This is a genomic window from Xenophilus sp. (assembly GCF_044462705.1).
In the GTDB taxonomy this organism is placed as follows: Bacteria; Pseudomonadota; Gammaproteobacteria; order Burkholderiales; family Burkholderiaceae_C; genus Xenophilus; species Xenophilus azovorans.
The window spans coordinates 27,930-40,374 of record NZ_JBIQNC010000018.1; the positions used below are offsets into that span (position 1 = coordinate 27,930).

Annotated in this window: 9 protein-coding genes and 2 pseudogenes; 6 read left to right on the forward strand and 5 right to left on the reverse strand. The window is 66.9% G+C overall.

Features of this window, described 5'->3' with window-relative positions; all coding sequences use genetic code 11:
• Positions 1–14 precede the first annotated feature (14 nt).
• Positions 15–1,148: a site-specific tyrosine recombinase XerC gene (gene xerC, locus ACIY1X_RS05450; RefSeq protein ID WP_399678717.1), complete on the forward strand. Its 1,134-nt coding sequence runs from the start codon at positions 15–17 to the stop codon at positions 1,146–1,148.
• A gap of 1,017 nt (positions 1,149–2,165) precedes the next feature.
• Here the strand turns inward: xerC (ACIY1X_RS05450) and ACIY1X_RS05455 are convergent.
• On the reverse strand, positions 2,166–2,591 hold the full coding sequence (locus ACIY1X_RS05455; protein WP_399678720.1) for a putative toxin-antitoxin system toxin component, PIN family: 426 nt from the start codon (positions 2,589–2,591) through the stop codon (positions 2,166–2,168).
• Between the two features lie 160 nt (positions 2,592–2,751).
• Positions 2,752–2,892: pseudogene (locus ACIY1X_RS05460) on the reverse strand (DUF2281 domain-containing protein); the annotation flags it as partial.
• Positions 2,893–3,096: 204 nt separating this feature from the next.
• On the opposite strand from ACIY1X_RS05460, the gene ACIY1X_RS05465 reads away from it, so the two are divergent.
• Positions 3,097–4,515 carry a hypothetical protein gene (locus ACIY1X_RS05465; RefSeq protein WP_399678723.1) on the forward strand — a complete coding sequence of 473 codons (1,419 nt, stop codon included), beginning with the start codon at positions 3,097–3,099 and terminating at the stop codon, positions 4,513–4,515.
• Positions 4,516–4,520: 5 nt separating this feature from the next.
• Complete coding sequence (locus tag ACIY1X_RS05470; RefSeq protein WP_399678710.1) at positions 4,521–5,108, forward strand: hypothetical protein; 588 nt, start codon at positions 4,521–4,523, stop codon at positions 5,106–5,108.
• Positions 5,109–5,366: 258 nt separating this feature from the next.
• Here the strand turns inward: ACIY1X_RS05470 and ACIY1X_RS05475 are convergent, their stop codons facing one another.
• Positions 5,367–5,753, reverse strand: a complete 387-nt coding sequence (locus ACIY1X_RS05475; RefSeq protein ID WP_399678713.1) for a helix-turn-helix domain-containing protein — start codon at positions 5,751–5,753, stop codon at positions 5,367–5,369.
• Between the two features lie 137 nt (positions 5,754–5,890).
• Between ACIY1X_RS05475 and ACIY1X_RS05480 the strand changes: the two genes are divergently transcribed.
• Both ACIY1X_RS05480 and xerC (ACIY1X_RS05485) read left to right on the forward strand, forming a co-directional pair.
• A complete protein-coding gene (locus ACIY1X_RS05480; protein WP_399678716.1) occupies positions 5,891–9,037 on the forward strand; it encodes a CHC2 zinc finger domain-containing protein in 3,147 nt (1,048 codons plus the stop codon).
• Positions 9,038–9,051: 14 nt separating this feature from the next.
• The gene (xerC, locus tag ACIY1X_RS05485; protein WP_399678717.1) at positions 9,052–10,185 is read left to right on the forward strand and encodes a site-specific tyrosine recombinase XerC; all 1,134 of its coding nucleotides are present in this window, start codon (positions 9,052–9,054) and stop codon (positions 10,183–10,185) included.
• 1,017 nt (positions 10,186–11,202) lie between these two features.
• Here xerC (ACIY1X_RS05485) and ACIY1X_RS05490 read toward each other — a convergent pair.
• On the reverse strand, positions 11,203–11,628 hold the full coding sequence (locus ACIY1X_RS05490; RefSeq protein WP_399678720.1) for a putative toxin-antitoxin system toxin component, PIN family: 426 nt from the start codon (positions 11,626–11,628) through the stop codon (positions 11,203–11,205).
• A 160-nt stretch (positions 11,629–11,788) separates the two neighbouring features.
• Positions 11,789–11,929, reverse strand: a pseudogene (locus ACIY1X_RS05495) (DUF2281 domain-containing protein); the annotation flags it as partial.
• A gap of 204 nt (positions 11,930–12,133) precedes the next feature.
• Here ACIY1X_RS05495 and ACIY1X_RS05500 point away from each other — a divergent pair.
• Positions 12,134–12,415: a hypothetical protein gene (locus ACIY1X_RS05500; protein ID WP_399678725.1), complete on the forward strand. Its 282-nt coding sequence runs from the start codon at positions 12,134–12,136 to the stop codon at positions 12,413–12,415.
• Positions 12,416–12,445 lie beyond the last annotated feature (30 nt).

Here is a 12,445-nt window from a genome sequence, read left to right on the forward strand (position 1 = left end):
GCGCGACCGTTGCCATGCGCACCGGCGCCCACCCCTACCAGCGCAAGGCCGACCCGCGGCGCCCCTTCGCCAGCATCCCGGCCGCCGGTGCCCCGGGCGACCTGCGCGGCCTCCTGGCGGCGATGCACCGCTACATCGAGCACCTGGGCGTCAAGGGCTACACCCCGATCGGGCGGCACAACGCCGAGCGCTACATCCGGGAGTTCATCGCCTGGGCCGATGCCAGGGGCGTGACCCACCCCACGCAGGTCAGCCGGGCGGTGCTCGAGCGCTACCAGAGGTGGCTGTTCCACTACCGCAAGAAGGATGGAGAGCCCTTGGCCGCCATCAGCCAGCGCGGCAAGGTCATCCCCTTGCGCGGGTTCTTCAAGTGGCTGACGAGGGTGGGCGAGATCCCGGCCAACCCCGCGGCCGACCTGGACCTGCCGCGCCAGATCAAGCGACTGCCGCGCGCGGTGCTCACGGCCGAGGAGGCCGAGCGCGTGCTGGCGGGCGTGGACGTGGGCACCCCCATCGGGCTGCGCGACCGGGCCATGATGGAAGTGCTGTACGCCACCGGCATGCGGCGCATGGAGATCGCAGGCCTGGCCATCGACGACATCGACGCCGAGCGGGTGGTGGTCCTCATCCGCCAGGGCAAGGGCCAGAAAGACCGTCTCATCCCCCTGGGCGAGCGGGCCTTGCACTGGGTGCGGCTGTACCTGGACGAAGCGCGCGAGCAGTTCGCCTGGGACCCGCACGACAAAACCCTGTTCCTGGGCAACGAGGGCCTGCCCTTGAGCCCGCTGTGGCTCTCGACGCTGGTGGCTCAGCGCGTGCAGGCGGCCGGCATCGACAAGCGCGGCGGCTGCCACCTGTGGCGCCACACCTGCGCCACCTTGATGCTGGAGGGCGGCGCGGACATCCGGCACATCCAGGCGATGCTGGGGCACGCGGACATCAGCAGCACGCAGATCTACGCCCAGGTGGCGATCCGGCAATTGCAGCAGGTGCATGCGGCCACGCACCCGGGGGCCAGAACCCGCCTCAAGGGCGAGCAGATGGCGCTGGACGTGTCCGAGCCTCAGCCCGCGGCGCAAGACGCCGCCAGTGCCTTGCTGGAGGCCTTGGCGCGCGAGGCCGAGCAAGACGATGGGGACGGGCCGTGACGATGGACAGGCTACGGCCGGTGGACAGGCTGGTGGGTGGTCCGCTTCGTCACGGCCCTTGCGTGGCAAGGACCGCGCCGGCGCTGCGCTGTGCGCGATCGGCGGCCGTGCCTCGTGCGGGCGCCCTCCAAGCCAGGCGCTTCGCGCAGCACATCGATGCAGGGCGCAGCCGGCATCGAGCCGGCCGCGCCCTGGCAGGCGCTGCGGGGTGAATTGGCTGCGCCAATTCAACATAAGGGCCTGTTGCCCGCAAAGTGCCGCAGTCGCTCGCAAAGCTCGCTTGGTGCGGCACCGCTTCGCCATCACCTTCGTGCTGGCTCTCGCGCCCTTCGGGTTCGCAGGCAACCGCCCTTATGTCTTGCGCCCCTTCGCGCCTGCGCGCACGGCCAGCCTGGGCGTGCTCTGGCGGCTCGCCGCGCGCTTGAACACCATGGCATGTGCGGTCACGGCTTCGCCGTCACCGCAGAGCTTCTGGCCAGCGCGCTGCGCGCGGTCACCACGCGTTGAACTTACGGCCAGGCGCTTCGCGCAGGGCTTGGGTCAGGCGCGCTGCGCGCGCGAGGCTTGGGGGTTGGCCCCCGCCCGCCCCAGCCGGGTGCCCTTGCGGGCACACCGGCCGCGCCGGCACAAGGCCCGTCCGCCCCCCGAGGGGGCTCCCTCCTTGGCCGGCGCTTCGGGGCACTGGCGGGCGTGGTGGTGGTGCTGGCGTCGCAAGCAACTCCCACACGGCGCTGCGCGCCGTGTCCTTGTGTTCTTCTCGGCGGTGGCCAGGCCAGCAGGCGAGCCACGGCCGCGCGGTTCGGCATGCGGTGCAAGCCGCCCGTGTCGCCTTGCACCGCACAGCCACAGCGTCTTGGGGTGGGTGCGCCGTCAAGGCCAAGCCCTTCGGGCGCTGCGCGGCCTTGACGTGGAGACGCTAGCGCGCGATCGGCGAATGCCAAATCCTCAGGCAAAAAATGCCCGCAGCGCCCGTCCTGCCAGCGCGAGCAGCTATGAAATCGATAGCAATTGGGTGCCTCAGCCCTGCGGCGCCAGGCGCTCCCACGCCTGGCGTGCGGTGACGATCGCGATGCCTTCGTAGCTCGCCAGCGGCAGCAGGTCGCGCCGGTCGCCCGAGACGATGAGGTCGGCGCCAGCGTACAGCGCCGCGGCCAGCACGTGGTCGTCGTCTGCATCGGTGGGCACGACGCGTTGCACGTGGGCGGGCGTGACCACGACGGCCAGGCGGCGCAGCTCATCGACGATGCCCTGCGGCGTCTGCCCGGCCTGGGCCAGCGGCTGGGCGAACTTGGCGCGAGCGAGCACGCCCTGCAGTTCGGCCAGCAAGACCTCGCTGGTGCACAGCTCGAACTCGCCCGCGCGTGCGGCGTCCAGCAACTGGCGGGGCAGGCCCCTGAAGATGACGCCGGAGACCAGCAGGTTGGTATCGATGACCAGGCGCATGGGTGGCCTGGTGTTCAGGCGCCCTGGCGGCGGGCCTGGCGCTCCTGGCGAGAGGCCTGCACCTCGGCTCGATCTCGTCCTCGGACATGGGCGCAAGGTTCAGCGCGTCGATCTTGGCGAAGGCTTCGCCCAGGCGCTGGGCGGCGGCGGCGCGTTGCTCGCGCGCGGCCAGGAACTCCACGAAGTCCACCACCTCGGCCACGCGGCCGGGCGGCAGTTGCTTCAGGCGTTCGATCAGGCGGGTCTCGATGGCGGTCATGTGAAGGTTCCTCGAAACGCGGGTTGCGTTGGGATGCTGCATGGGTTGTACCGCAGGTTGCTTGCTCGGTTGAGTACTGGGTTCAATTGTTCGAGCAAAAAGTGCCCACAGCGCCCGTGGGGCGGGCGCCAGAAGCTATGAAATGTGTAGCAACCACAGGTTACGGTACCCCAATCGGGCTTGTTGCCTTGGCCGCTTGCGCCTGTCAAACCGCCTTCGCGTGCGCGCGGGGCAGAATCTGCGGCCATGCACGCCGCCCTCATGCCACGCAAACCCGCGCCAGTGCTGGCGCGCGGGGCGATGTGGCTACGACTTGGCGTTAGGCCCAATGCTCTTGGCAATGCATTGGGCGAGTCCCTGGCAGGGGCGATGGGGCAGAAATCCAACACTGCCGTTGCCGACGCCGATCCGCTGGGCGACTTCATTAAGCAGAACGGTTGGGCCAGCACGGCGAGTTCTTATGACGAATTGCAAGCAGCGAAACCTGGCCAACGGCGTAGTGCTGCTACCTCGTCGTCAGCCTCAACTTCAGTCTCAAGGCCTGTCGACGACACCAATCCATTCAGATTGGCAGCTGGCGTACAACGCGTGGTTGATGACGGTGACGGCACGGTCTACGACATTGATGCGAATAACAACGTTAAAGTCGTGATCGATGGGGCGCCTGCACCAGCCGCGGGTCCGGGTCAGCGGATACAGCTCAACCCCTACCAGCTGACGCCCGGAGCTTCTCGCGTCGTGGACGGCTCTGGCAATGTTTATGACGTGCTGCAAGACGGTACTGTCAGAAGTGTCATTGACGGCAGTTCGCAAACCAAGTCAGAGTCGGCGTGGCGAACAGTTATTCGCCCGGACGGATTCGACTACGGCTATGTTCAAACAGAGGCAGATGGCATCGATATCAATAAGGTACGAACGACGCCAGGCGCCGTGCGTACCTCAGATGATTTCGGCAACGTTCAAGATGTTCTACCCAACGGTAAAACGCGCATGATCGTTTCAGTCGATTCGCCGCTTCCGATTAGCCAGCAGCTCATCATCAATCAGAGCCTGCAGAACTCACTCACCAATATGCAGGATCGAGGTGCAGAAATCAGGAGCTGGAACAACGAAACGGCAAAGATGGCGTTTTACAACGCCTTCGGCACCACTGAGACAGAGGCTCGCTCCGTGGTTCTGCAGCGCATCGAAGGGAACATTGCGTCCAATCAGTCGATTGACATCAGTAACTTCCAATATGCGAGCAGAAATGCCAACCCAGGTTGGACTGATGCCGACTACAACGGAATTGGGGCGTACGTTCGCCGAAACGACCCGTCCAATACCATCTATGTGGGGCCATCTCTAGGGAGAGGTGATATTGCTCAAGTACTGACTCATGAGACATCCCACTGGAACGGCACTGGTCCTGTCATCCCGGGTTCAAACCCGCGCATTACGGGGACAGTGGACGGCTATGTAGATCCAAAGACAGGCCGAATTGCGGTGGATGCCACTGGAAAAGAGATCGTCACGTATGGCGTGGCTGACGTTCGTTCGCTAGCGCCGAATGTGGCGCTGTACCACGCCGACACCTTTGGGTTTTATGTATCGGATCTGATTCGTCCTAGGACACCGAGTTACGGCGACTACATTGGTGCCCAAGGCAACGGTGCAAAGAGGTAGGCGCCATGAAAAAAATCCATTTGCAAGTTGCCCTGATATCCAGCCTACCGCTGCTTGGCGCTTGTGCACCACTGGCTACTAGCATCGCTGAATCGCACACGTCCACACAAACCTCACCTCGCGCAGTCGCTCTCATGAAAACCTCTGTCACCGTCGAAGTCGATGGCGCCAATGTCGTCGTGCATACCCGATATGAAAATGTGACGGATCAGCCGATCCTCATCAAACGAGGGACGTGGGGCATCAGTCGTGAAAACGCAGGCGTCGTCAATGGCGCAGAGGAAGAGTTCGCTATTAACGAAAAGCCTAGTGGGATTGGCCTTCAATTTAACGGCTTGATCGTGCATCGGGTGGCTCCGTGGGGACGAGCCGACTTCACGCCGATCAAACCTGGAGAGGTGGGTACGTCGTCCGTTCGACTTGGTCCTCTTGAACAAGAGCCGTTGAAAGGTCTGTATTTGTACGAGTTTCTGCCTGGCACGCATGAGTATGAAATCAGAAGGCGATATATGCTCTTTGACGAAAATCTGGGTACCTTCCAAGGTTGGTGGACAGAGCCAGTAACCTTTACGTTTACACGGCCTCCGGGATGACCAAATAGCAGAGGCTGCAGCGCAATTCCTCGTGCGTGTACATCGCTCGATCTTTAGCTACTAAAAAATAAAAAGCCCTCACCGCCCCGGGGAGTCGGGGGTCGGAGTCGGGGGTCAGGTCTCGACTTTTGCCCCCTGGTCTTCGCGCGCGCGGCCTTTGTTAGCTGCTGAGGCTTAAAACAACAAAAAGCCCTCACCACCCCAGCCGCTTGGCTGAGGGTCGTGAGGGCTTGTTCTTGGCTGGCCGCTGAGGTGTACTCAGCCCTTGGCGAGCACCGTCTCCAGCATCTCAGTGACGAACCGCTGCCTGGCCTTGGGCAGCTGGGCGATCGCCTCCATCTGCTGCTGCCACTTGGGCGAGCGCCCGCGCTTGCCTGGTGTGGAGCTGACCGGCTGGCCGATCAGCTCATCGACCGACAACCCAAAAATCTGCGCCAGCGTGGGCAGCATCGAGGCGGCGATGCGCAGCTTGGCGCCCTCGTAGTGCGCCAGCGTCTGCTGGGCGATGCCGAGCTGCTCGGCCAGTTGCTGCTGCGTCATCCCTTGGGCCTTGCGCAGCAGCGCCACCTTCTGGCCCAGCGCCACGAAAAACTCCTTGTCGTCACCCGACATGCGATCGATCCAGTGCCATGCGATGTGGGTCATGCTATGTCCTAAAAATCGGGGAATAGAGTTGATAACTCGATAATAGAGTACATTGGCGTCGTTAAATTTTTCTACGGCCCGATCCGATGGCATGCCCCCATGCTGCGCTCGGGAATGACCCAGGAAGGACGCCCGCCATGCCCCGCATCCCCGAAGCAGACCTGCAGCGGCTGAAGGAAGAAGTCAGCGTGCAGCGACTGGTCGAAGCCTCGGGCGTGGAACTCAAGAAAGGCGGCAAGGACTGGCTGGGCCGCTGCCCCTTCCACGCCGACGACACCGCGTCGCTAGTGGTCACGCCGGCCAAGAACCTGTGGCACTGCTTCGGCTGCCAGATCGGGGGCGGCCCCATCGACTGGGTGATCAAGAGCCGTGGCGTGAGCTTCCGGCACGCGGTGGAGTTGCTCAAGGCCGACATGACCACCGGCAGCGGTGTTCCTTCCTCAGCCGCTGATGCTGGGCCCGCCAAGCGCAGCACGGTGCGCACCTTGCCGGCGCCGGTGGCCCTGGATGCCGACGACCGTGCCCTCTTGGCGCAGACCATCGACTATTACCACCAGCGCCTGAAGGACACCCCCGAGGCGCTGGCCTACCTCGAAGCCCGTGGCCTGGACCATCCTGAGCTGGTGGACACCTTCCGCCTGGGCGTGGCCGACCGAACGCTGGGCCTGCGCCTGCCCGAGAAAAACCGCAAGGACGGCACGGCCTTGCGCTCCCGCCTGCAGGCCATCGGCATCCTGCGCGAGAGTGGCCACGAGCACTTCAACGGCTCCCTGGTGATCCCCGTGTTCGATGCCGCTGGCAACGTGGCCGAGGTCTACGGCCGCAAGCTGCGCGACGACCTGCGCCCCGGCACGCCCAAGCACCTGTACCTGCCGGGACCGCACGCCGGTGTGTTCAACCTGGCGGGCGTGATCGCCGCTGGTGTGCGGCCCGAGGGTGATCGCGAGGTGATCCTGTGCGAAGCGCTGATCGACGCCATGACCTTCTGGTGCGCCGGCTTCCGGCAGGTGACCAGCAGCTACGGCGTGGAGGGCTTCACCGCCGACATCCTCCATGCCTTCAAGTCCAACGCCATCGAGCGCGTGCTGATCGCCTACGACCGGGACGAGGCGGGCGACCGCGCGGCCGACAGGCTGGCCCAGCAGCTGATCGGCGAAGGCTTGGAGGTGCTGCGCGTGGTGTTCCCCAAGGGCATGGATGCGAACGAGTACGCCAGAAAGATGACACCGGCCGACAAGGCGCTCGGGCTGGTGCTGCGGCAGGCCCGGTGGATCGGCAGCGGACGGCCGGCACCCGAGCCAGCGCCGGCGACCGAAGCTGGCCAGGCGCTTCCTTCCTCAGCCGCTGCCCCTGCGGTTCTTGAGAAAAAAGTGCCTGCAGCGCCCGTCCCGCCTGCGCAAGCAGCTATCGATTCCATAGCAATCGAGCCTGCTGGTGGGCCTACTGGCGCTTGTGCTGACGCGCTTCCCGACGCGGCGCCCGACGAACTGCGTGTGCCCACGGGCGCATGCGAATGGCGCATCCGGGGGTGGAAGAAGAACCCCAGCCCGGAGGCCATGCGCGTGAACCTGCTGGTACGCCGTGTGGGCGCGGCCGAGCCCGGCGCCGACGCCCATGCCGGCGATGCTGCCGGCTACCACATGGACACCCTGGACCTGTACGCCGCGCGTGCGCGTGGGGCCTTCGTGCGCCAGGCCGCGATCGAGCTGGGCCTGGGCGAGGAGGGCGTCAAGCGCGAACTGGGCGCCGTGCTCCTCAAACTCGAAACCCTTCAAGACCAGTGGCTGGCCGCCCAGCGTGGCGAGCGCGCCGGCGCCGTGCCAGTCCTCTCTGCCGACGACGAAACGCAGGCCCTGGCCCTGCTGCGCGACCCTCACCTGCCCGCGCGCATCGTGGCCGACCTGCAGTCCCTGGGCGTGGTGGGCGAAGAAACCAACCTCCTGGCCGCCTACCTCGCGGCCCTGAGCCGCAAGCTCGATGCGCCCCTGGCGGTGCTCATCCAGTCCACCAGCGCGGCCGGCAAGAGCAGCCTGATGGATGCCGTGCTCAACCTCGTTCCCCCCGAGGAGCGCATCCGCTACTCGGCCATGACGGGCCAGAGCCTGTACTACCTGGGCGAGAACAACCTGAGCCACAAGATCCTCGCCATCAGCGAGGAAGAGGGCGTGCGGCAAGCGGCCTATGCCCTGAAGCTGTTGCAGTCCGAGGGCGAGCTGACCATGGCCAGCACCGCCAAGGACGAGGCCACGGGCCACCTGATGACGCGCCAGTACACCGTCCGTGGCCCGGTGATGCTGATGCTCACCACCACGGCCATCGACGTGGACGAGGAACTCCTGAACCGCTGCCTGGTGCTCAGCGTGGACGAGAGCCGCGCACAGACCGCCGCCATCCACGCCCGCCAGCGCCAGCGCCAGACCCTGGCGGGCCTGCTCGAAGGGGCCAACCGTGAAGCCACCCAGGCGCTGCACCACAACGCCCAGCGCCTCTTGGCCTCGGTGGCCGTGGTCAACCCGTGGGCGGACCGCCTGACCTTCCTCAGTGACAAGACGCGCACGCGGCGCGACCACATGAAGTACCTCACCTTGATCCGTGCCATTGCCTTGCTGCACCAGCACCAGCGCGAGGTGAAGGCGGTGGAGCACGCCGGGCGCACCTTGCGCTACATCGAGGTGAGCAAAGCCGACATCGCCCTGGCCAACCGGATCGCGCACGAGGTGCTGGGTCGCACCCTGGACGAGCTGCCGCCGCAGACGCGGCGCCTGTTGGTGCTGCTGCGCGACTGGGTGGCCCGCCAGTGCGCCGAGCGCCGGCTCGCGCGCGCCGATGTGCGCTTCACGCGGCGCGAGCTGCGGGACGCCACCGCCTGGGGCGACACCCAGCTGAAGGTCCACCTCGCGCGCCTGGTCGAGCTGGAGCACGTGCTGGTGCACCGGCGCGGCACGCAGCACGCGTACGAGCTGGTCTACGACGCCAGCCAGGACGACGAAGACATGAGCCACCTCAACGGCCTGCTGGACGTGCGCGAACTCGATGAAACCCACGACGGCCCGCATGGCTACGACGCTGACCGGTCGGGGTTGAACGGCCATCGGTCGGGGGCCGGTCGGCCCGTGGTCGGTGCCCGGTCGGGCGGTGGTCGGGGTGAGGTGGATGAGGCGTTTGCGCTGCATCCATGCGGCCTGCAGGGCGAAAACCCTCCACAAGCCGCACCCATGCTGCGCAACGCCTTAAAAAGCACTTCTTCCTTAGCCGCTGTCGCAGTCGCAGCCACAGCCGCCTGAGCGCGACCGTTGCCATGCGCACCGGCGCCCACCCCTACCAGCGCAAGGCCGACCCGCGGCGCCCCTTCGCCAGCATCCCGGCCGCCGGTGCCCCGGGCGACCTGCGCGGCCTCCTGGCGGCGATGCACCGCTACATCGAGCACCTGGGCGTCAAGGGCTACACCCCGATCGGGCGGCACAACGCCGAGCGCTACATCCGGGAGTTCATCGCCTGGGCCGATGCCAGGGGCGTGACCCACCCCACGCAGGTCAGCCGGGCGGTGCTCGAGCGCTACCAGAGGTGGCTGTTCCACTACCGCAAGAAGGATGGAGAGCCCTTGGCCGCCATCAGCCAGCGCGGCAAGGTCATCCCCTTGCGCGGGTTCTTCAAGTGGCTGACGAGGGTGGGCGAGATCCCGGCCAACCCCGCGGCCGACCTGGACCTGCCGCGCCAGATCAAGCGACTGCCGCGCGCGGTGCTCACGGCCGAGGAGGCCGAGCGCGTGCTGGCGGGCGTGGACGTGGGCACCCCCATCGGGCTGCGCGACCGGGCCATGATGGAAGTGCTGTACGCCACCGGCATGCGGCGCATGGAGATCGCAGGCCTGGCCATCGACGACATCGACGCCGAGCGGGTGGTGGTCCTCATCCGCCAGGGCAAGGGCCAGAAAGACCGTCTCATCCCCCTGGGCGAGCGGGCCTTGCACTGGGTGCGGCTGTACCTGGACGAAGCGCGCGAGCAGTTCGCCTGGGACCCGCACGACAAAACCCTGTTCCTGGGCAACGAGGGCCTGCCCTTGAGCCCGCTGTGGCTCTCGACGCTGGTGGCTCAGCGCGTGCAGGCGGCCGGCATCGACAAGCGCGGCGGCTGCCACCTGTGGCGCCACACCTGCGCCACCTTGATGCTGGAGGGCGGCGCGGACATCCGGCACATCCAGGCGATGCTGGGGCACGCGGACATCAGCAGCACGCAGATCTACGCCCAGGTGGCGATCCGGCAATTGCAGCAGGTGCATGCGGCCACGCACCCGGGGGCCAGAACCCGCCTCAAGGGCGAGCAGATGGCGCTGGACGTGTCCGAGCCTCAGCCCGCGGCGCAAGACGCCGCCAGTGCCTTGCTGGAGGCCTTGGCGCGCGAGGCCGAGCAAGACGATGGGGACGGGCCGTGACGATGGACAGGCTACGGCCGGTGGACAGGCTGGTGGGTGGTCCGCTTCGTCACGGCCCTTGCGTGGCAAGGACCGCGCCGGCGCTGCGCTGTGCGCGATCGGCGGCCGTGCCTCGTGCGGGCGCCCTCCAAGCCAGGCGCTTCGCGCAGCACATCGATGCAGGGCGCAGCCGGCATCGAGCCGGCCGCGCCCTGGCAGGCGCTGCGGGGTGAATTGGCTGCGCCAATTCAACATAAGGGCCTGTTGCCCGCAAAGTGCCGCAGTCGCTCGCAAAGCTCGCTTGGTGCGGCACCGCTTCGCCATCACCTTCGTGCTGGCTCTCGCGCCCTTCGGGTTCGCAGGCAACCGCCCTTATGTCTTGCGCCCCTTCGCGCCTGCGCGCACGGCCAGCCTGGGCGTGCTCTGGCGGCTCGCCGCGCGCTTGAACACCATGGCATGTGCGGTCACGGCTTCGCCGTCACCGCAGAGCTTCTGGCCAGCGCGCTGCGCGCGGTCACCACGCGTTGAACTTACGGCCAGGCGCTTCGCGCAGGGCTTGGGTCAGGCGCGCTGCGCGCGCGAGGCTTGGGGGTTGGCCCCCGCCCGCCCCAGCCGGGTGCCCTTGCGGGCACACCGGCCGCGCCGGCACAAGGCCCGTCCGCCCCCCGAGGGGGCTCCCTCCTTGGCCGGCGCTTCGGGGCACTGGCGGGCGTGGTGGTGGTGCTGGCGTCGCAAGCAACTCCCACACGGCGCTGCGCGCCGTGTCCTTGTGTTCTTCTCGGCGGTGGCCAGGCCAGCAGGCGAGCCACGGCCGCGCGGTTCGGCATGCGGTGCAAGCCGCCCGTGTCGCCTTGCACCGCACAGCCACAGCGTCTTGGGGTGGGTGCGCCGTCAAGGCCAAGCCCTTCGGGCGCTGCGCGGCCTTGACGTGGAGACGCTAGCGCGCGATCGGCGAATGCCAAATCCTCAGGCAAAAAATGCCCGCAGCGCCCGTCCTGCCAGCGCGAGCAGCTATGAAATCGATAGCAATTGGGTGCCTCAGCCCTGCGGCGCCAGGCGCTCCCACGCCTGGCGTGCGGTGACGATCGCGATGCCTTCGTAGCTCGCCAGCGGCAGCAGGTCGCGCCGGTCGCCCGAGACGATGAGGTCGGCGCCAGCGTACAGCGCCGCGGCCAGCACGTGGTCGTCGTCTGCATCGGTGGGCACGACGCGTTGCACGTGGGCGGGCGTGACCACGACGGCCAGGCGGCGCAGCTCATCGACGATGCCCTGCGGCGTCTGCCCGGCCTGGGCCAGCGGCTGGGCGAACTTGGCGCGAGCGAGCACGCCCTGCAGTTCGGCCAGCAAGACCTCGCTGGTGCACAGCTCGAACTCGCCCGCGCGTGCGGCGTCCAGCAACTGGCGGGGCAGGCCCCTGAAGATGACGCCGGAGACCAGCAGGTTGGTATCGATGACCAGGCGCATGGGTGGCCTGGTGTTCAGGCGCCCTGGCGGCGGGCCTGGCGCTCCTGGCGAGAGGCCTGCACCTCGGCTCGATCTCGTCCTCGGACATGGGCGCAAGGTTCAGCGCGTCGATCTTGGCGAAGGCTTCGCCCAGGCGCTGGGCGGCGGCGGCGCGTTGCTCGCGCGCGGCCAGGAACTCCACGAAGTCCACCACCTCGGCCACGCGGCCGGGCGGCAGTTGCTTCAGGCGTTCGATCAGGCGGGTCTCGATGGCGGTCATGTGAAGGTTCCTCGAAACGCGGGTTGCGTTGGGATGCTGCATGGGTTGTACCGCAGGTTGCTTGCTCGGTTGAGTACTGGGTTCAATTGTTCGAGCAAAAAGTGCCCACAGCGCCCGTGGGGCGGGCGCCAGAAGCTATGAAATGTGTAGCAACCACAGGTTACGGTACCCCAATCGGGCTTGTTGCCTTGGCCGCTTGCGCCTGTCAAACCGCCTTCGCGTGCGCGCGGGGCAGAATCTGCGGCCATGCACGCCGCCCTCATGCCACGCAAACCCGCGCCAGTGCTGGCGCGCGGGGCGATGTGGCTACGACTTGGCGTTAGGCCCAATGCTCTTGGCAACGTCATCGGGGATAGCTTGGCGGCGGCCAGCAGCAGCGGAAGCACCTACGTCTCGCAGGAGGAGCGTTTGCGCGATCAGTTCTGGGAGCAAGCGCTGGGGCCGGTGGAGTCGCGCAGTACGATCGAAGGTTCGCTGGTGGTGACCAGGAGGCAGCAGGCCGATCTGGGCTGCTGCCGGTTTCGATGACACCTTGTTAAGGTGGAAGATGAAACCGGA

Excerpts from the sequence above, each read along its gene's own strand:
- ACIY1X_RS05490 (WP_399678720.1), bottom strand. The coding sequence starts at position 11,628 with ATGCGCCTGGTCATCGATACCAACCTGCTGGTCTCCGGCGTCATCTTC.
- xerC (WP_399678717.1), top strand. The coding sequence starts at position 15 with ATGCGCACCGGCGCCCACCCCTACCAGCGCAAGGCCGACCCGCGGCGC.
- ACIY1X_RS05480 (WP_399678716.1), top strand. The coding sequence starts at position 5,891 with ATGCCCCGCATCCCCGAAGCAGACCTGCAGCGGCTGAAGGAAGAAGTC.
- ACIY1X_RS05465 (WP_399678723.1), top strand. The coding sequence starts at position 3,097 with ATGCACGCCGCCCTCATGCCACGCAAACCCGCGCCAGTGCTGGCGCGC.
- ACIY1X_RS05475 (WP_399678713.1), bottom strand. The coding sequence starts at position 5,753 with ATGACCCACATCGCATGGCACTGGATCGATCGCATGTCGGGTGACGAC.
- ACIY1X_RS05500 (WP_399678725.1), top strand. The coding sequence starts at position 12,134 with ATGCACGCCGCCCTCATGCCACGCAAACCCGCGCCAGTGCTGGCGCGC.
- ACIY1X_RS05455 (WP_399678720.1), bottom strand. The coding sequence starts at position 2,591 with ATGCGCCTGGTCATCGATACCAACCTGCTGGTCTCCGGCGTCATCTTC.
- xerC (WP_399678717.1), top strand. The coding sequence starts at position 9,052 with ATGCGCACCGGCGCCCACCCCTACCAGCGCAAGGCCGACCCGCGGCGC.
- ACIY1X_RS05470 (WP_399678710.1), top strand. The coding sequence starts at position 4,521 with ATGAAAAAAATCCATTTGCAAGTTGCCCTGATATCCAGCCTACCGCTG.